The organism is Luteibacter mycovicinus, from assembly GCF_000745235.1.
Classification (GTDB): Bacteria; Pseudomonadota; Gammaproteobacteria; order Xanthomonadales; family Rhodanobacteraceae; genus Luteibacter; species Luteibacter mycovicinus.
This window is the reverse complement of record NZ_JQNL01000001.1, coordinates 3,992,006-4,011,750: the sequence shown is the minus strand read 5'-3', so window position 1 is coordinate 4,011,750 and position 19,745 is coordinate 3,992,006. Positions and strand designations below refer to the sequence as shown.

At 63.5% G+C, this 19,745-nt stretch carries 16 protein-coding genes; 13 read left to right on the top strand and 3 right to left on the bottom strand.

All coding sequences use genetic code 11. The annotated features are described in order from the left end of the window. Positions 1-166: 166 nt before the first annotated feature. The 3 genes from FA85_RS17870 to FA85_RS17860 all read left to right on the top strand — a co-directional run bounded on the left by FA85_RS17870 (position 167) and on the right by FA85_RS17860 (position 7,678). Entirely contained in the window at positions 167-3,349 is a 3,183-nt protein-coding gene (locus FA85_RS17870) for a TonB-dependent receptor (protein WP_036114262.1), read from the top strand. Between the two features lie 85 nt (positions 3,350-3,434). Further along, entirely contained in the window at positions 3,435-5,813 is a 2,379-nt protein-coding gene (locus FA85_RS17865; RefSeq protein WP_051943753.1) for a GH92 family glycosyl hydrolase, read from the top strand. Further along, complete coding sequence (locus FA85_RS17860) at positions 5,813-7,678, top strand: glycoside hydrolase family 2 protein (RefSeq protein ID WP_197056587.1); 1,866 nt, start codon at positions 5,813-5,815, stop codon at positions 7,676-7,678. The genes FA85_RS17865 and FA85_RS17860 overlap by 1 nt, the downstream gene beginning before the upstream one ends. 55 nt (positions 7,679-7,733) lie before the next feature. Here the strand turns inward: FA85_RS17860 and FA85_RS17855 are convergent, their stop codons facing one another. Beyond that, positions 7,734-8,675: a hypothetical protein gene (locus FA85_RS17855; protein ID WP_156108762.1), complete on the bottom strand. Its 942-nt coding sequence runs from the start codon at positions 8,673-8,675 to the stop codon at positions 7,734-7,736. Positions 8,676-9,612: 937 nt separating this feature from the next. Here FA85_RS17855 and FA85_RS17850 point away from each other — a divergent pair. From FA85_RS17850 to FA85_RS17805, 10 genes are all read left to right on the top strand, one after another. Then, complete coding sequence (locus FA85_RS17850) at positions 9,613-10,338, top strand: GntR family transcriptional regulator (RefSeq protein ID WP_036114268.1); 726 nt, start codon at positions 9,613-9,615, stop codon at positions 10,336-10,338. Further along, the gene (locus FA85_RS17845; protein WP_036114271.1) at positions 10,335-11,123 is read left to right on the top strand and encodes an SDR family oxidoreductase; all 789 of its coding nucleotides are present in this window, start codon (positions 10,335-10,337) and stop codon (positions 11,121-11,123) included. Before FA85_RS17850 ends, FA85_RS17845 begins: the two co-directional genes overlap by 4 nt. 35 nt (positions 11,124-11,158) lie before the next feature. Further along, the gene (kce, locus tag FA85_RS17840) at positions 11,159-12,091 is read left to right on the top strand and encodes a 3,5-dioxohexanoate:acetyl-CoA acetone transferase (protein WP_036114275.1); all 933 of its coding nucleotides are present in this window, start codon (positions 11,159-11,161) and stop codon (positions 12,089-12,091) included. A gap of 17 nt (positions 12,092-12,108) precedes the next feature. Continuing rightward, positions 12,109-12,987 (top strand): SMP-30/gluconolactonase/LRE family protein, encoded by an 879-nt coding sequence (locus FA85_RS17835; RefSeq protein WP_036114277.1) that lies wholly within the window; start codon positions 12,109-12,111, stop codon positions 12,985-12,987. A gap of 74 nt (positions 12,988-13,061) precedes the next feature. Then, positions 13,062-14,390: an MFS transporter gene (locus FA85_RS17830; protein ID WP_036114280.1), complete on the top strand. Its 1,329-nt coding sequence runs from the start codon at positions 13,062-13,064 to the stop codon at positions 14,388-14,390. Between the two features lie 21 nt (positions 14,391-14,411). Then, positions 14,412-15,734, top strand: a complete 1,323-nt coding sequence (locus tag FA85_RS17825; protein WP_051943755.1) for an MFS transporter — start codon at positions 14,412-14,414, stop codon at positions 15,732-15,734. Next, positions 15,731-16,432: a CoA transferase subunit A gene (locus FA85_RS17820; protein WP_036114284.1), complete on the top strand. Its 702-nt coding sequence runs from the start codon at positions 15,731-15,733 to the stop codon at positions 16,430-16,432. The genes FA85_RS17825 and FA85_RS17820 overlap by 4 nt, the downstream gene beginning before the upstream one ends. Continuing rightward, positions 16,432-17,076 (top strand): CoA transferase subunit B, encoded by a 645-nt coding sequence (locus FA85_RS17815; protein WP_036114287.1) that lies wholly within the window; start codon positions 16,432-16,434, stop codon positions 17,074-17,076. The genes FA85_RS17820 and FA85_RS17815 overlap by 1 nt, the downstream gene beginning before the upstream one ends. Continuing rightward, positions 17,073-17,600 carry a gamma carbonic anhydrase family protein gene (locus FA85_RS17810; RefSeq protein ID WP_036114290.1) on the top strand — a complete coding sequence of 176 codons (528 nt, stop codon included), beginning with the start codon at positions 17,073-17,075 and terminating at the stop codon, positions 17,598-17,600. Before FA85_RS17815 ends, FA85_RS17810 begins: the two co-directional genes overlap by 4 nt. Continuing rightward, entirely contained in the window at positions 17,597-18,739 is a 1,143-nt protein-coding gene (locus tag FA85_RS17805; RefSeq protein WP_036114293.1) for a glycerate kinase, read from the top strand. Before FA85_RS17810 ends, FA85_RS17805 begins: the two co-directional genes overlap by 4 nt. Here the strand turns inward: FA85_RS17805 and map are convergent. Beyond that, complete coding sequence (map, locus tag FA85_RS17800; RefSeq protein ID WP_036114295.1) at positions 18,736-19,518, bottom strand: type I methionyl aminopeptidase; 783 nt, start codon at positions 19,516-19,518, stop codon at positions 18,736-18,738. The genes FA85_RS17805 and map overlap by 4 nt on opposite strands. Next, positions 19,515-19,727, bottom strand: coding sequence for a ParD-like family protein (locus tag FA85_RS17795; protein ID WP_036114297.1), 213 nt, complete (start codon positions 19,725-19,727; stop codon positions 19,515-19,517). Before FA85_RS17795 ends, map begins: the two co-directional genes overlap by 4 nt. Between the last annotated feature and the right edge of the window lie 18 nt (positions 19,728-19,745).

Below are 19,745 nucleotides of genomic sequence, written 5' to 3'. Positions count from 1 at the left end.
GACCATCACCGACAAGCGGGGGCTTGTCGGGCGTGGAATTTTGGATCGATGTAACTGGTTCCAGCAGGAGGCCGTGTGCAGAACTAGACCGGGTATCTGCAGTGATGAAACGGGGATCAACGCGCCGTCTCAACGTGCGCGCATATTACTGAGGGAAGTAATCGCAATGACTTATCTGCCACACATGCTCAAGCGCAAGCCGCTCTGCGCTGCACTCGCCGTAGCCACCCTGTCCTTCGCGGGCCTGCTCGCCGTTCCGGCGACCGCCTTCGCGCAGGCCGCCGCACCCGTCGCGACGAGCTCCGACGCCACGGCGCAGACCACCGATGGTGCCAAAGCGAAACAGGACGAAAAGACCCGAAAAACCGACAAGGCCAAGGACGACAGCACGACTAACCTCGACGCCGTCGTGGTCACGACGTATGCCCAGTCCATCGACCAGAACGTCCAGGACAAGCGCGAAGCCAACTCCATCGTCGAAGTGATCAACGCGCAGAACATCGCGCAGTTTCCGGCCAAGAATATCGCCGACGCGCTCGCCCACGTCCCTGGCGTCGTCATCAGCCGCGAGTCCGGCGAAGGCAAGACGGTCAGTATCCGCGGCCTCGCGCCCGAACTGACCCTCACCGAACTGAACGGCAACTACGTGGCCTCGGCCGATACTTCCGCCGGTCTGACGCGCTCGTTCAACTACACCCTGATGCCGGCGAACATGTTCTCCGACATCAAGCTCTACAAGAGCCTCGAGGCGCGCCTCGACGAAGGCGGCATCGGCGGCAACGTCGACCTGCGCACCCGCCGTCCGCTGGAAATGAAGGCTAACGACGGCTTCGTCTCCGCGAACATGGCCGGCTCGGACAACAGCAGCAAGATCAAGCCTCAGGTTTCCGCGCTCTGGTCCTGGAAGAACAAAGACGAGACTTTTGGCTTCCTCGTCGCCGGTTCCGAACAGAAGCGTCGTGACATCAACTACACCGCCAACGCCAACAGCTGGCACTGGTGGGGCGATGACTGCACCGACCACGCCACCTGTACCGCGCCACCGACGGATATACACGGCAAGCCGTACGGCGGCGACGTCGCACCCAATATCGACCTCTGGTCCGGCGGTGGCGTCGTCGATCAGGGTGGCAATACCTATAACGGTTACTGGATGCCGCAGCAGTTCTCGACCAGCCGGAACCAGCTTGACCTGAAGACCAAGGGCGCCCAGGCGACCATGCAATTCAAGCCGAGCGATCATTTCCTGCTGACGGGTAACTACTTCCGTTTTCAGCGCGAGCAGACCCAGATCACCAACACGCTGGAAGTGCCCGAATGGGGCCTGCCGGGCAACAGCAACTACGCCGACCAGCAGGGCCGCCTACTCGCGAACAACGGCTTGTCTTTCGATCCGTCGCACACCGTCGTGACGGGTGCCAACTACGTGCTGCCACCCGCTGGCACGGGCTGTAACGCCACGGTCAACCCGAGCACGGGTGCGGTACGCCAGGCCGTCGACGTGTGCTCCACGGAAATCCCGTGGGTCACCGGCAACTACTCCGTCGAGAAAGCCACCTCGCAGACCCTCAACCTCGAAGGCGAGTGGGACAACGGCGGCGCGCTCAGCGGTACCTTCAACGTCGGCCGCACGTGGGCCAAGGGCGGACCGTCGGTCGAACTGGGCATGGCCGCCAAGCCGCGTAACTTCGTCAACGGCGCGTGGGTCGACGGCAGCAACGGTGCCGCATGGACCCTGGACGGCAAGCCGACCCTCACCGCGGCTCCGGGTGTACTGCAGGCCATGCAGAACGGCGCCGGCCAGGTCGACCTGGGCTCGACCGGTTCCAACATGGTCAACACCACGACATCGCAGAACTTCGCACAGGCGGACTTCACCTGGGCGTTCGACGACAGCTGGATGCAGTCGCTGCAGTTCGGCGTGAAATACCGTGACAACAAGGCCGAGCAGCAGAGCAACGAGGTGCGCTGGTACTGCAAGGGCACCGAGTCGCAGTTCCAGACCTGCGACCCGAACGCCGGCCAGCTGCCCGCGGGCTTCCTGCAGGCCAACAGCCTGGACGGCAGCAGCGAGGTCTACAACGACAATACATTCCCGGCGATCAACTTCCCGGCGTACTACAACTACCTCAACTCCACGTACGACCGGGTGCTCTACAACCATCCCGAGAACAAGTCGTCGATCCAGGAGAAGATCGCCGCGGCGTACGTCCAGGCCAACTTCGACACGGGTACGATTCGCGGCAACGTCGGCCTGCGTTTCGTCAGCACCAAGCAGGACCTGACAGTCGCGGATCAGATCACAACCAACAACGCGGTGTACTACCACGATCCGGCGGGCAACATCCTTATCTGCCCGGCATCGGGTGTGAATGCCGGCGGCGGCGCCTGCGCGGCAGGTGACTTCCAGTACCTGCCCCGTGAAGTCGCGGTCATCCAGAACTACACCAACGCCACGACGTCCAAGCGTTACAACAAGCTGTTGCCGAGCTTCAACATCGCGTGGAACGTGACGGACGACTTCCTGGTTCGCGCGGCCGGCTCGCAGGCACTCGCCCGTGCCAACTACACCGATCTGGCGCAGCTGGGCAGCCTGACCAACAACACCCAGGAGTACTACAACGACCGCAAGCAGTTCGGTGCTCCCCTGCCCGGCTGGTACGGCAGCGGCGCCAACGCCGATCTGAAGCCGTTCACGGCGACGCAGTTCGACCTGGCCGGCGAGTGGTACTACGCCGAGCATTCGGTGCTCGGCCTGGATCTGTTCCAGAAGAAGGTGAAGAACTTCGTCGTGCCCGTGACCGTGAACAACCTCACGGTGAACGTCGGCGGCACGGAAGAGAACTTCCTGCAGTACAGCACCAACGCCAACGGCCGTTCGGGTACGTCGAAGGGTATCGAGCTCTACACCCAGCACACCTGGGAGTCGGGCTTCGGCTACATCGGCAACTACACGCTCAACAAGACGAACGAAACGGCCGTGACCCTGGGCGACACCGCGGTGGGCAAGGCCGAGCTGATCGGCAGCGCCAAGTACGCCGCCAACGTTTCGGTGTTCTACGAAAAGAACGGCCTGCTGCTACGCGCCAGCGACAACTGGACGGGCCGTACCATGCAGGGTCTGGCGTCAGGTCTCCCGATCTACTCGCAGCCGTACCACCAGATCGATCTGAATGGCGACTACGAGTTCAACAAGCACGTCATGGTGACCGCCTCGGTGATCAACCTGAACAAGGCGACGCCTCACCAGTACCTCGGTGGCGACACCCGGGCACGCCTGGTCTCGCTCGAGTACGCCGGCCGCCAGTACTACGTCGGTGTGACGTACAAGTTCGGCGACGGTACCTGAGTAAAAACAGACGGGGTCAGGCGCATCGCCTGACCCCGTTTCCGTTTCAACGGATGCCTCCCCACTCCGTCGAAGGAAAAACACCATGAATTCACATAAGGCACGCCTTCCTGGCCGTGCTCTCGCCGTCGCGCTGTCGCTGCTGCTGTTCGGCGCCATCGGCGACGGGCAAGCCAGAGAGAAGACAGCCGCCACGCCGCCCGGATCGTCGCTCGATCTGGCGAACCCGCTGGTCGGCACCGCTTCGCTGGATCGGAAGGAACTGATCGGGAATGCCCCGCCCCCGGGTGAGCCGCTTTACACCGGCATGACCACGCCCGGCGCCAGCCTGCCGCAAAGCGCGACCGAAGCGGCGCCGGTCAACATCAACGCCGACCTCAGCTTCCCCACGGGCGTGCCCGTCGCCTATGACTACCGACGTCCCGCCATGGTGGGTTTCACCGGCGGCGGATCGACCTATGGCGCACGTGGCGCACCCATGGTCATGCCGGTCGTCGGCGACTGGACCGTACCGCCCGACTACGCCACCTCGTACTACGACAAAGCCACCGAGAAAGCGTCGCCCGGCTACTACGCCGTCGATCTCGCCACATTCCACACGAAGGTGGAGCTGACGGCGTCGCAGTGGACCAGCCTGATGCGTTTCACCTTCCCGGAAAGCCACCGTTCGAACGTGGTGATCAACCTGCGCCGGGACGGCGGCGACGTGGAAGTGGTCAACGACCACACGATTCGCGGTGTCGCCACCGCGGGACGTCGCGACCATGACGCGGATGGTCCCTATTTTGTCGCGGAGTTCTCCCGGCCTTTCGCCAGCTTCGGCACGTTTCACGCGAACCTGAGCGATAAGGGCGAAGGCCTGGGTGGCGAAGATGTACACGCCGGACGACGCAACGTGTCGGGTAGCTACGCGGGTGGCTATGTCACCTTCGACACGAAGGCGGGCGATCAGGTGGTCGTACGCATCGCTCACGGACACAGCGCCGAAGAAGCGGATCAGCGGCTGCATGCGCAGGACAGCGATACGGACTTCGACCGCGTACACGCCAGCGCACGCGCGGCCTGGGCAAAGCTGTTCGATCGCGTGGAAGTGAGTGGCGGCACCCCGAAGCAGCGCACACTGTTCTATTCGACGCTCTACCACTCGTTCGCCAGCCCGCGCATGATCGCCCGCAAGGGTGAGCACTACACGGACGCCGCGGGCAAGGATCAGGTGGCGGCATACGATCATTACGGACCGGTGCCCTTCTGGGACACCGGCCGGAACCAGATCACGCTGCTGATGCTGCTCGAGCCTGGCGTCGTCCAGGACATCATGCGCTCGGAGCTGGATCGCGCGCACGAACGCGGTTACATGAACACCTCGTTCCACGGCGACCATGCCGTGTTCCTGTACGACGGTGCCATGCAGCGCGATATTCCGTTCGATTATGCAGCCGCCTACGACGCGTTACGCAAGAACGCCACGGATCCCAGGGGCCCGCGTGGTTATCTCGCGGAATACGACAAGAACGGCTGGATCTCCGACATCGTCCCTGCCGGCAACCCGAGTCCGCCCTACGCCGGCGGGAAGGCCGGCGTGGCCACCACGCTGGAATATGCGTGGGACGACCATGCGCTGGCCGACGTGGCACGACGCCTGGGTAAGAAAGACGATGCCGACCTCTTTGAGCGCCGTTCCGTGAACTATCGAAACGTGTTCGATCCGTCGACAGGTTTCTTCCGCGGGCGCACCGACGACGGCAAATGGATCTCGCCGTTCGATCCCGCCGAGCCTTACTACAACTTCATGATGAAGGAAGGTTCGGGCTGGTCGACGCTGTGGCTCGTGCCGCATGACGTGCAGGGACTGATGAACCTGCTGGGCGGCCGAGACGCGTTCAACGCCAAGCTGGATACGTTCTTCTCCACACCTTACCAGCCCAAAGGCATCTGCCGTGACTGCACCGGAGTGATCGGGCAATACGTGCAGGGTAATCAGCCGGACCAGCAGGCGCCGTATCTGTATGCGTGGAGTGGTCAGCCGTGGAAGACGCAGGCGCTGGTACGTCGCATTCTCGCCGATCTGTACGGCAGCGACGCCTCGGGCTACGGCTACCCGGGGATGGACGATCAGGGATCGACGTCGTCGTGGTACGCCCTGAGTGCGATGGGTTTCTATCCCGTCGACCCGGCGACGCCCGATTACATCATCGGTAGCCCGATCTTCGACCGTGTCCGCCTGCGTCTTGGCAACGGCAAGGTTTTTGAGATCGTTGCCCGGAACAACTCGGACCGTAATCCGTACATTCAGTCCGCCACGCTCAACGGGAAGCCGTGGACCAAACCGTGGTTCAGTCATTCCGATATCGCCGAGGGCGCCACACTGGTGCTCACGATGGGTCCCGCACCCAGCAAGACCTGGGGCACCGACCCGAACGACGCGCCGCCCTCCATGTCGGCCGCAAAAAAGGATCCTCAATGATGCGTACGACCCACCTGCGGCACGCCTGCCTCGCCATTGGGATGGCTGCCGCCTTCGCTCCGGTCGCCATGGCGGCATCCACGGACAAGGCCTCGACCTGGAGCGGTAAAGCCGCTCCGCTGGCCACGCCCTGGACGGGCAAGGTGTCGCCCACCAACGCGCTGCCGGAATACCCGCGCCCGCAGCTCGCGCGCCCCTCGCTGGAACACCCGCAGTGGCTGAGTCTCAACGGGCTTTGGCAGTACGCGGCGAGCGACACCGAGACGAAGCCGACCTTCGGCCAGGCACTGAAGGACAAGGTGCTCGTGCCCTACCCGGTCGAGTCCGTGCTCTCGGGCGTGCAGAAACATGCCGACTTCATGACATACCGCCGCACGGTCGATGTCCCCGCCGACTTCACCGCCCATGGTCAACACGTCATGCTGAACTTCGGAGCGGTCGCGCAGGACGCCGTCGTCTATGTCAACGGCACGCAGGTCGCGAAGCACACGGGCGGCTATACCTCGTTCGCTGCGGACATCACCTCGGCGCTGAAGGCCAAAGGCCCTCAGGAAATCGTCGTCACGGTACACGCGCCCGTCGACGGCGAAGACGTAATGGTCGGCAAGCAGCGCCTCAAGCCCGAAGGCATTTTCTATACCCCGGCCTCGGGCATCTGGCAGTCCGTGTGGATCGAACCCGTCGGTGCGACCAGCCTCGCACAGCTGACCTTCACCCCGGCCCCCAGCCTGGACGCCTTTACGGTGACCCCGAAGCTTCAGGGTGACACGACCGATGCCACCCTGCATGTCACGGCCTACGCAGACGGCAAGCCCGTCGGCGAAGCGACCGGACCCGCCAATGCTCCGCTTCATCTGGGGATCGCCCATCCGCGCCTATGGAGCCCGAAGGACCCGTTCCTGTACACGTTCAAGGCGACGCTCGCCAAGGGCGACCAGCACGACGATGTCACCAGCTACGCGGGCCTGCGCACCATCGGCCTCGCAAAGGTCGGCGGGCTCAACCGGATCGTCTTGAACGGTAAACCGACCTTCCTGCTCGCCACGCTCGACCAGGGCTACTGGCCCGACGGCATCCATACCGCTCCGACCGACGCGGCACTGAAGTTCGACATCCAGAAGACGAAGGACCTCGGCTTCAACGCCATCCGCAAGCACATCAAGGTCGAGCCGGCGCGCTGGTACTACTGGGCCGATCACATCGGCCTGATGGTGTGGCAGGACATGCCCGCCCTGCCCAACGGCCACAATGAAAAGCTGAGCGATGCCGCCAAGGCCGGCTTCAAGACCGATGTCACCGCCATCGTCGAACAGCTGAAGGGTGAGACCTCGATCATCGGCTGGATCCCGTTCAACGAAGGCTGGGGCCAGTGGAGCATCCCCGCCGCTGGTGAACTCGCGACGCAGATCAAGCAGCTCGATCCTTCGCGCCTGGTCAATGCGCGCAGCGGCGCAAATTGCTGCGACACCAAGGGCGACCCGCATGCGGGTGACGTTTACGACATCCATGATTATCAGGGTCCCGGCCTGCCGGCGCCAGATGCGACCCGTGCATCCATGGATGGCGAGCATGGCGGCTTGACGCTCGGCGTACCGGGTCACGTGTGGCCGAACACACCGATCAATCCGTACGGCGAGGTGAAGGACAACGCCGCATTGAACGCCGGCTATGTGGCAAACACTGCTGTGCTTCGTGACAAGGGCCCCGGTATCGGAGTCTCCGGTTCGGTCTACACGCAGATTACGGATGTCGAAGGCGAGCACAACGGCTTGTATACGTACGACCGGAAAATCGAAAAGGTCGACGAAGCCGAAGTCCGCGCGATCAATGAGGCGACCATCGAGGCGGGTAGCCCGTCCCTCTGAGTTTCAACAGTTGTTCCTTTTTCCCAAAGCCCCGGAGCGATCCGGGGCTCTTTTTTTATTTTTCCGCCTCTTCGTCATGTGAGGCCAGTATTCGCCGAAGACGTTCAACATTCTCAGCAGAATCAAGCCCTGAGATCGATTCCACGACCTTCCCGTCACGGAAGACATTGAACGTAGGCGAGGCAGTGAAGTCGACGCCCTTCCAGGCCGCGTTATCAAAAGCGATCATCGCCGGGAACATCGGAAACCGTCGGTTCCACTCGGTCAGAACCTCGCGGTCCAGTTCCGCGCCACTGATCAGCCAGGTAACGTTGGATTTGTTGAACATCCCGGCCAGCTCGGCATCGCGTAGCACTTTCGAGGCCGCATCCTCGGCGAAGTGACACCCAATGACGACGACCACGTACGTGCCCTTTGCCGGTGTGGTCGGCTCCACCAGACTCAGGCCGCCGTCATGCTCGACATATCCCATCGGATGGCCCGGCCCTGGCGCCGTAGTGACTTCAAAATGGCGATAGTCGTAGAAATCATCCTCGGGGTATGCCTGTCTCAGCTGGGCCGATGCGACAAAATCCCTGGCCGTAATCAGAGCTTCGTAGTACGCCTGGACTTCACTTTCGGCTGCAATGTTTCGCCGCCGAAGCTCTTTCAGTACGTCGCGCATGCCATGCAGATACAAACTTCTCGCGTCGTAGTCTCCCGCTTGCGCGAAGAAACTCGAGGTCTTCAGCATGCGGAAGAGCATGCGAAGATCCGCTTCCTGCTGTACTTCCAGGCTGGCAATCCACTCCGCCAGCGACCTTTTATAGAGCCGCTTCAGTGCCAACGACTTCTCTTTGGGAGTAATCGCCGAGAGACGGATCGATGAAACCTCGGCCCACAGCACATCGCCCGAATGACGCACGCCGCTGAGTACGGGCGACGCGTAAAATGCCAGAAACGAAAGAACCCAAAGGGCGCCGCTCCGACATGTTCGCGAATCAGGACGGTTTTTCACCTAGTGAGTCCGACAAAGATACGAGCAGACCGCACCTTCGAGCCGCTCGCAAACATGGCTGCTACCGCCCTTGTGTACGAGGCACGCTGCGCCCCCACGGGTAGGTGGAAGTGACCGCCTCAAACGACGCTCGACTCGATTGTCATCCTCGGTTGTTGCGCGACGCGTCCGAACGGCTCGTGTCGTCGTCTGCAATCCAAAGAGCGCCAGGATGCTGTAGACCTCCGAAGAATGCATACCCTCAAGCTCTACGCTCGAATACGAACCCAGTCCTCGCGGAGAGAACATCAGCGATGCGAGAAATGTCTTCATCTTCGCCTCTCCAAGCCGATGAATGGGGGAATTTGGCGTGACGGCCAGATAAGCGTCCAATTGCGCCCGGGTCCGAATAGGAGCACTTATCGCGTCGAGGACCTCTTCAGAAGAGGCTGCTTCGTTCTGTAGTTGATAACTCGACGCGCACGCATCGAAGCTCAGTGCCAGAGCGAATGCTCCAGCAAGAATAATCATTTTCATGTGAGACCCTGGGAAGAAGGTTGGCTGGTGGCGCACGTACCGAAAGGTTGGTGTTGTGCCCGGGAAATGATCGCTGTATCGACCCTCACCTGGATGTAGGCGAACGACATCAATCCCGACAGGAGATCTCCCTCCGTGCCTCAGCAACCCGTCCTTAAGTGAGCGCGCTGCCAAGGTGCAGCGGCCCTGCGCCGTCTCTGAGCAGAAGCGCAGCCCGCCGCCTTCCGTGGTGATGCGCTGGCTCCATCGCCGGGACCACCCGCCAACGTTACCGAATCGATCCAGGCCAGACTGCTCGACCCTTCGCCGGGTTACGTAGCGCCAAACCTCCGTGGTACCGAAAACGCGCATGTTGCGCTGCAGCTTTTCGACGCCGCCATTTTTGTGATCACATATCAAAGGTCGCAAATAAGGTCTCACGATGAGCGTCGATGCCAAAGCCCTCCCCTCGCTGACCGAAGTCACCCGCTCCACTCTCGTGGACCAGGTGTATCGGCAGTTGCGGGACGCTCTGATGAGCGGCCGGTTCGAGCCCGGCCAGCCGCTGACGATCCGAGGTCTGGCCGAGGCGCTGGGCTCCAGCCCGATGCCGGTGCGCGAAGCGTTGCATCGGTTGCACGCGGAGCGCGCGTTTGAAGTGACGCAGACCGCGCGCATCCGCGTTCCGGTGATGACCGTCGCCCGCCTTCGTGAAATCCGCGATGCCCGCGTCGCCCTCGAAGGCTTGTTGGCGGAGAAAGCCGCGGCTCTCATCGACAAGAACGATCTCGCCGAGATCCGCGCGATCTACAAGCAGATGCAGGCCGCCGTCACGAGCGTGAACGTTCCGGATTACCTCTGGGCCAACTTCGCCTTCCACCGCCGCATCTATGCCGTCGCCCGCACCGAACTGGTGATCGCCGCCGTCGAGACGTTCTGGCTGCACATGGGCCCGTGCTTCGGGCTCGTCGCGCCGGACAAGGCGCATCTGCGCCGCTCGATGGAGGCGCATCGCCGCATCGTCGAGGCACTGGTGGATCGTGATGGCCCCGCCGCGAGGGCCGCCGTCGCCGACGACATCATGCAGGCCGCCGACTCCCTCACGCATTTGCTGGCCGACAGCAGCGGTCGCGCCCCCACACAAAAGAAGAAAGGAACCAAAGCATGACGATTCTCGATCGGATGGTGCCCCAGCCTGGCTTGCGTGTGCTGATCTCGGGCGGCGCGTCCGGCATCGGTGCGGTGTTGGCGGATGCCTATATCGAAGCGGGCGCCACCGTGCACGTGTGCGACGTCAGCGCCAAGGCCGTCGACGCCTTCAACGCGGCGCGTCCCCATGCGCTCGCCACGCTGGCCGATGTCTCCGATGCCAACCAGGTAGCGAATGTCTTCCGTGTGCAGGAAGAGCGCTTCGGCGGTCTCGACGTCCTGATCAACAACGCGGGTATCGCAGGACCCACCGGCGGCATCGACGCTATCTCGCCTGACGCGTGGAAGGCCACCGTCGATATCAACCTCAATGCGCAGTACCGCTTTGCCCACCACGCCGTGCCGCTGCTCAAGCAGTCCGACCGGGCGCAGCTGCTGTGCATGTCGTCGGTGGCCGGGCGTCTCGGATATGCGTGGCGCACACCCTATGCGGCGACCAAGTGGGCCGTGATCGGTCTCATGAAATCGCTGGCGTCTGAACTCGGCCCTGACGATATCCGCGTGAATGCCCTGCTGCCGGGCATCGTCGAAGGGCCCCGCATGGAAGGCGTGATCCGCGATCGCGCCACCCAGCTGGGCCTGCCCTATCCGGAAATGGAAAAGGAATACCTGAAGAAGATCTCGCTGGGCCGCATGGTCACTGCGGAGGACGTAGCCGCCATGGCGCTGTTCCTCTGCTCGCCCGCCGCGCGCAACGTGACCGGCCAGGCCATCAGCGTCGACGGCAACGTCGAATACCTCTGAGCCCCCTTCCTCCCTTTTCGTTCCGGAGTCTCCCCATGACCAAGGCCAAGCCCGTCATCATCACCTGCGCCGTCACCGGTGCGATCCACACGCCATCGATGTCGCCCCATCTGCCGGTCACGCCCGATGAAATCCGTGATGCGGCGCTCGGCGCGGCAGAAGCAGGTGCCGCCATCGTCCACCTGCACGCGCGCAATCCGGAAAACGGCCAGCCCAGCCAGGACGTGAACCTGTTCCGCCAGTTCCTCCCGCAGATCAAGAAGCAGAGCGACGTGGTGATCAATATCACCACCGGTGGCGCGCCCAACATGGGCGTGGAAGAGCGCCTGCAGCCCACCCTGTTGCTGAAGCCCGAACTGGCATCGCTCAACATGGGCTCGATGAACTTCGGTCTGTACGAAATGCTGCAACGCTTCCAGGATTTCAAATACGACTGGGAACGCCCGTACCTCGAAGAGAGCGACGACCGCATCTTCCGCAACACGTTTCGTGACATCACCTACATTCTCGAAAGCTGCACGAAGAACGGCACGCGCTTCGAGGTCGAGTGCTACGACATCGGCCACATCTACGCGGCGCAGCACTTCGTGCAGCGTGGTTTGCTCAAGACTCCTGTGTTCCTGCAGTCGGTGTTCGGTCTGCGCGGCGGTATCGGTGGCGATCCGGAGGACCTGATGCATATGCGCCGTACGGCAGATCGTCTGCTCGGCAAGGACTATGTCTGGTCGATCCTCGGCGCCGGGCGCAACCAGATTCCGCTGGCGACGATGGGCCTGGCGATCGGATCCAACGCACGCGTCGGCCTCGAAGACTCGCTGTGGGACGGCCCCGGCCAGCTCGCCGCGAGCAACGCTCACCAGGTCCGCCGCATCCGCACCGTGATCGAAGCACTGGGCCACCGCGTGGCGACACCTGACGAAGCCCGCGAGATCCTGCAGCTCAAGGGCCGCAACCAGGTCGATTTCTAAGCATCCGGGAGAGCGTCGTGAAGATCGAAGTACTCGTCGACATCAAGACCACCCTGGGCGAAGGCCCGCAGTGGGACGTCGAGCAGCAGCGGCTGTACTGGGTGGACAGCATGGACGGCCGTATCCTGCGTTGCACCGCGGAAGGCAGCGAATTACGCGGCTGGGAAGTCGGCCAGAAGATCGGTTCCATGGCGCTGCGCAAACATGGCGACCATGCGCTGGTCGCCATGGAGAACGGCATCCACGACCTCGATCTGGGCAACGGCGACCTGCAACTCATCGTCGATCCCGAGCCGGGCATGACCACCAACCGGCTTAATGACGGCAAGGTCGATCGCCACGGGCGCTTTCTGGTCGGCTCCATGGACATGCAGGAAGAAAAGGGCTCGGGAAAACTGTTTCGTCTCGACCCCGATCTTTCGCTGCACGTGCTGGAGGAAGACATCATCTGTTCGAACGGTCCGTGCTGGAGCCCGGACGGCAAGACCTTCTACTTCGCCGATACGTGGACAGGCGAGATCTGGGCATACGACTACGACAACGCCAGCGGCAAGGTAAGCAACCGTCGCACGTTCGCCCGGGTCGATACGTCGGGCGGCGGCGCCGCGGACGGTGCCACGGTGGACGCCGAAGGCTGCGTCTGGCAGGCGCTGGTCTACGACAGCAAGCTGATTCGCTACACGCCCGATGGCGAGGTGGACCGCGTGATCGAGATGCCGGTGCGCAAGGTCACCAGCGTGGCGTTCGGTGGCCCGGACATGGACGTCCTGTACGTCACCTCGATGGGCAAGCCGCCCTTGCCGAGGTTCCCCGGCGACGGCCAGCAGCGCGGTTCGCTGTTCGCCATCACCGGTCTGGGTATACGAGGCGTGCCGGAGCGCCGCTTCGCCTCCTGAGCCTCGCGCACGGGATTTCCACAGGATCCGATCCATCTCACTAACGGTGCCGTGACGCGCCGGGGGGGAGTGTCATGTTCAAAAAAACCGAAGCACCGTTGAAGAATATCCATCGCTTCTCGTGGGTCTCCCTGCTGGTCTGTTGGTTGATCTGGGTCCTGAATGCCTATGACCGGGAAATCATCCTTCGACTCGGCCCTACCATCTCCAAGGAATTCAACCTCAGCCCCGATCAGTGGGGCACCGTGGTCACGGTGGTCATGCTGGCTCTGGCGCTGCTGGATATCCCCGGCTCGATCATGAGCGACCGCTATGGCGCCGGCTGGAAGCGTGCACGCTTTCAGGTGCCGCTGGTCCTCGGTTACACCTTCATCTCGTTCCTTTCGGGTTTCCAGGCACTGACCGGCAAGCTCTGGTCGTTCGTCGCGCTGCGCGTCGGTGTGAACCTCGGCGCGGGCTGGGGTGAACCGGTCGGCGTCAGCAACACCGCCGAATGGTGGCCGGTGCAGCGCCGTGGCTTCGCGCTGGGTGCGCATCACACGGGCTACCCCGTCGGGGCGATGCTCAGCGGCCTGATCGCCAGCTTCGTCATCAGCACCTTCGGCGAGGGTCACTGGCGCTATGTGTTCTTCCTCGCCCTGATCGTCGCCATTCCGCTGATGATCTTCTGGGCTCGCTATTCGACCGCCGCACGCGTCGACACGCTGTACGCCGATATCGCCGAGAAGGGTATGACGCCCCCGGATCTGGGTGATGGCGTGAAGGTCGCCAAGGGCGAAACCTGGAAGACCTTTGTCGCCACGCTGACCAACCGCAACATCGCGCTCACCGCGGGCAACACGATGCTCACGCAGGTGGTCTACATGGGCGTGAACGTGGTGCTGCCGGCGTACCTGTACAACATCTCCGGCCTGTCGCTGGCGGAGTCCGCGGGCATGAGCGTGGTCTTCACCATCACCGGCATTCTCGGTCAGCTGATCTGGCCCAGCCTGTCGGACATCATCGGCCGGAAAATCACGCTGGTGATCTGCGGCGCGTGGATGGCCGCGTCGGTAGCGGCGTTCTACTTCGCCCAGAACATGGCGATGCTGATCACGACGCAGTTGCTGTTCGGCCTTGTGGCCAACGCGGTATGGCCGATCTACTACGCGGTGGCTTCCGACTCCGCCGAGCCGCGTGCCACGTCGACGGCCAACGGCATCATCACCACGGCAATGTTCATCGGTGGCGGTATCGCACCGGTACTGATGGGCGGACTCATCTCCATGGGCGGCGGCTGGAAGAACCTCAGCGGGTACATCGTCTGCTTCTTCGTGATGGCCGGATGCGCGCTCGCCGGTGTGCTGCTGCAGCTGTTTACGCGATACGGCAGCCAGCACCACAACCCACAGGCGGCCGCCTGACCGGATCCCCGGAGAACAGCCATGAGCATCCTCAGCCCGTCACAAGACACCGAACGCCTGGTCATGCGCAAGTTGATGCCGGTACTGGTGGTGGCTTACATCATCAGTTTCCTGGATCGCAGCAACATCGCGCTGGCCAAGACGCATCTTCAGGTCGACCTTGGCCTGTCGACCGTGGCCTACGGAGTAGGTGCAGGTCTGTTCTTCCTCACCTACGCGCTGGCGGAGATACCCAGCAACCTGATCCTGCACCGCGTGGGCGCGCGTTTCTGGATCACGCGGATCATGGCGACGTGGGGACTGGTCTCCGCCGCCATGGCGCTCGTCCAGGGCGAGACCTCGTTCTACGTGCTGCGGCTGTTGCTCGGCGCCACGGAGGCCGGATTATTCCCGGGCGTGATGCTCTACCTGACCTACTGGTTCGGCGAAGCATCGCGCGCCCGGGCCACGGGTTACTTCCTGGTCGGCGTGAGTCTGGCCAATGTCATCGGCGGCCCGTTGGGCGGTGCCTTGCTGGGGCTGGAAGGCAAGCTCGGGCTTCATGGCTGGCAGTGGATGTTCGCGGTGGAGGGCCTCCTGGCGACGGCTTTCGCGGCCGTGGTCTTCATTACCCTGCCGGACCGCCCCGCCCGTGCAAGCTGGCTGACACCTGCGCAACGCGATGCGCTGGAACGGCGGGTCGCCGATGAAGCCGCTGCGGTCGAAGCCACGCGCGGCAAGGGCGCGGGTGGGCTGGCCCGGTGCTTCACCGACCCACAGATCCTGCTGGCGATCCTGGTCTACTTCTGCCATCAGATAGCCATCTACACCGTGATCTTCTTCCTGCCCGGCATCATCGCCGGCTACGGCAAACTGAGCGACCTGCAGGTAGGCTGCCTCAGCGCCCTGCCCTGGCTCGCCTCGGCGATCGGTACGATGACCATACCCCGGCTGGCGAACACGCCCGCACGCAGTGCGTGGCTGTTGCGCGGCGGACTCGTGCTGATGGCCGCCGGGCTTCTGATCGCCGCATGGACCGGTCCGCTCGTGGCGATGCTCGGCTTCTGTCTGGCGGCCTTCCTGTTCTTCGTCGTGCAGTCGCTGATCTTCACCTACGCCACGTCGCGACTGACCGGCCGCGGACTCGCGGGCGGTCTGGCGTTTATCAACACCTGCGGCTTGCTGGGTGGCTTCCTCGGCCCCTCCCTGATGGGCGCTGTGGAAGCGCATACAGGCAGCACGCATGACGGACTGATCGTCATCGCCGGACTGCTCCTGCTTTCCGCTATCGCCGCGACGCGACTGCGCCATGGCAGCGAGGAACGCGCGATTCCTTCCCCCGATCTTCTCAAGGTGAACCGATGAACAAGCTCTACCCCAGCGCCAAGGCGGCACTGGCCGATCTGCTCTCCGACGGACAGACCCTGGCCGTCGGTGGCTTCGGCCTGTGCGGCATTCCCGAAGCGTTGATCGACGCCGTGCGCGAGCATGGCGCAACCAACCTCACCGTCGTCTCCAACAATGCCGGTGTCGACGGCTTCGGCCTGGGTGTCCTGCTCGAGTCGCGGCAGGTGCGCAAGATGGTGTCCAGCTACGTGGGCGAGAACAAGGAGTTCGAGCGTCAGTACCTTGCCGGCGAACTCGAGCTCGAGTTCACGCCGCAGGGTACGCTTGCCGAGAAGCTTCGCGCGGGCGGTTGCGGCATCCCCGCCTTCTTTACCCGCACCGGCGTTGGCACCGAAGTGGCGAGAGGCAAGGATACCCGCGACTTCGCGGGCGAAACGTATCTGATGGAAGAGTCGATCCGCGCCGACGTCGCGCTGGTGAAAGCCGCCGTCGCCGATCGCTCGGGCAACCTGCGCTTCGCCAGCACCGCGCGCAACTTCAACCCGTTGTGCGCGATGGCCGGCAAGCGATGCGTAGCCGAGGTGGAGCGCATCGTGGAAAACGGCGAATTGCATCCCGACGATATCCATCTGCCGGGCATCTTCGTCCAGCGCCTGGTGCTGAACGCGACGCCTGAAAAGCGTATCGAGAAGCTCACCGTGACGGAGGCAAACTGATGGCTTGGGATCGCGACGATATGGCGCGCCGCGCCGCCGCCGAACTGGCCGACGGTTTCTACGTCAATCTGGGCATCGGCTTGCCGACGCTGGTGGCCAACTACATTCCCGAGGGCATGGACGTGTGGCTTCAGTCGGAGAACGGCCTGCTGGGCATCGGCCCGTTCCCCACGAGGAGCACCGTCGATCCCGATCTCATCAACGCAGGCAAGCAGACCGTAACCGCCCTGCCCGGCTCGAGCTTCTTCGACAGCGCACTCAGCTTCGGCATGATCCGCGGTGGCCACGTGAACCTCGCCATCCTCGGCGCGATGCAGGTGTCCGAACGGGGCGACCTCGCCAACTGGATGATCCCGGGGAAGATGGTCAAAGGGATGGGAGGCGCCATGGACCTCGTCGCGGGCGTCGAGCGTGTCGTGGTATTGATGGAACACACGGCGAAGGGGGCGCATAAAATTCTCCACGAGTGCAGCCTGCCCTTGACCGGCGTCGCGGTCGTCGACCGGATCATCACCGATCTGGGCGTACTCGATGTCACGGCCGATGGCCTGCGACTGGTCGAGCTCGCGCCCGATGTCACCCTCGATGAATTCCGTGAAGCCACCGGCTGTACCGTGCACGCCCCAGATGGAAATACACGATGAAATACCAGCTCGGCGACACTCGAGTAAACGCACATCCGGACAGCTGGATCGCACCTCAGGCTGTGGTTGTCGGCAACGTTCACCTGCACGCGGGCGCCAGCGTGTGGTTCAACGCGGTGGTACGCGGCGACAACGAGCCCATCGTCATCGGCGAAGGCAGCAACGTACAGGATGCCGCCGTCCTGCATAGCGATCCCGGATCACCGCTGACCATCGGCAAGGGCGTCACCATCGGTCATCACGCCATGCTCCACGGCTGCACCGTGGGCGATCACACGCTGATCGGGATCAACGCCGTGGTGCTCAACGGCGCCGTCATAGGCAAGCACTGCATCATCGGTGCGAATGCACTGGTGACCGAGGGCAAGCAGATTCCCGATGGCTCGCTGGTCGTGGGCTCCCCGGCAAAGGTTTTACGCGAACTCAGCGACGAGCAACGCCAGGGTCTCGAAGAGAATGCGGCCCACTACGTCGCCAATGCCGCGCGCTTCGCCGCCGAACTGACGCCACAGGACGATGCGTGAAGATCGTCATCGCCCCGGACTCCTTCAAGGAAAGCCTCGACGCCTTATCGGTCGCGCGGGCCATTCGTGATGGCCTCGCCGATGTGTGGCCCGGTGCCGACTACGTGCTGAAGCCGATGGCCGATGGTGGCGAAGGAACCGTCGACGCCGTGATCGCATCGACGGGTACGCAACGTCTTTCCCGGAAAGTGCGCGGGCCGCTGGGGGATCTCGTGGACGCTACATGGGCCTGGCACGCCGACACGAGGACGGCGACCCTTGAGATCGCCGAAGCCAGCGGCTTGATGCGTGTGCCGCCGGATCGCCGCGATGCCGCGCGGGCCGACAGCTACGGCACCGGCGAACTCATGCGTGCCGCACTCGATCACGGTGCACGGCGCATCGTCGTCGGACTGGGCGGTAGCGCGACCAACGACGGTGGCGCCGGTTTGCTTCGTGCGCTTGGCGTGCGCTTTCTCGATGACACGGGGAGTGCCCTGCCGCCCGGCGGCCTCGCGCTGGGCGCACTGCACCGGCTCATCCTCGATGACCTCGACCCACGTCTGTGTGACGTTGAGCTGATCATCGCGAGCGACGTCGACAACCCGCTGTGCGGCGCGTCGGGTGCGTCGGCGGTGTTCGGGCCGCAGAAAGGCGCCCATGCCGCATTGGTACCGCAGCTCAACGCCGCGTTGGCTCGACTGGCTTCCGTGCACGCAGTGCAAACCGGCAAGGACTGGAGCGGCACGCCCGGTGCAGGTGCCGCTGGCGGAGCCGGCTGGGCGATGCTCGCCGTGCTTCGGGCGACGCTGCGCACCGGCGTGGCGCTGATTGCGGAGATGAACGGCCTGGAAGACGCCATCGATGGCGCTGACCTCGTCATCACCGGCGAAGGCCGTATGGACGCCCAGACGGTGAGGGGCAAGGTGCCGTTCGGTGTCGCGCGTCTGGCGAAGGGCCGGAACGTGCCGGTGGTGGCCCTGGTCGGCAGTCTCGGCGAAGGCTATCGGGACCTCTACAAACACGGCCTCACTGCCGCGTTCTCGCTGGTCGCGCGGCCGATGTCGCTGGCGGAGGCCGTCACCGACACCTCCGCGTTGCTTACGAGTCTGGCCCGGGACGTGGCGCGGCTGATGGATGCCTCTCACCCTGCGCGTTAGGCCTCGTCCAACAGGCACAGAGGTACTTCACCCGGGCGAAGTGTCAGCACCCGCACGCCCTTTCGCGTGACCGCTACCGTATGTTCGAACTGGGCGGAAAGACTGCCATCGCGCGTATACACGGGCCATTCGCCGTCGCGCGAGAGAATGGCGGAGCGGCCCTGATTCAACATCGGCTCGATCGTGAACACCATGCCCTCGCGTAGCTCCAGGCCGGTACCGCGACGGCCGTAATGGAGGATCTGGGGATCCTCGTGCATCTCCCGGCCGATGCCATGCCCGCAGTATTCCTTCACCACGCTGTAACCATGGTCCCGCGCGTGGCGGGAGATGGCATGACCGATGTCCCCCAGATGCGCCCCCGGGCGGACTTCCGCGATGCCCTTCCACATGGCCTCATAGGTCGCCCGGACAAGGCGTCGTGCCGCGTAGGACGCTTCGCCCACGAGATAGGTGGTGCTGGAATCAGCGATGTAACCGTTCTTCTCGAGCGTGATATCGAGATTGACGATCTGTCCGTCGCGAAGCACATCGTCCGCGGCCGGCACGCCATGGCACACCACGTTGTCGATCGAAGCATTGAGTACGTAAGCGAAGCCGTACTGGCCCTTGCTGGCGGGACGGGATTGCAGGTCGTCGACGATCATCCGCTCGACGAGGTCGTTGATCTCGAGGGTACTTTTGCCTGCCAGCGGAAGCTGGTCCAGATGGTGGAACACGGACGCAAGCAGACGCCCCGCTTCCGCCATCACGGCGACTTCTTCGCTCGTCTTGATCACGCTCGCGCTGACCTCACCGGCAAGGCGTGGACCCCGGCCCCGCGTAGCTCGTTCGCCACCAGCTCCTGGAAGCTGAGGGACGGGTTGAGCTCACAGAGCGCACCGATCCGGATCCAGAAACTGGCCTGGGCATTGATCGACCGGCCGGAAACCGTGCAGGCGCGGCGAAGCTGATCGTGTGTGTCGTCGTCGATGTTGACGATTCCCATGGAGCCTCCTGAGGTTCT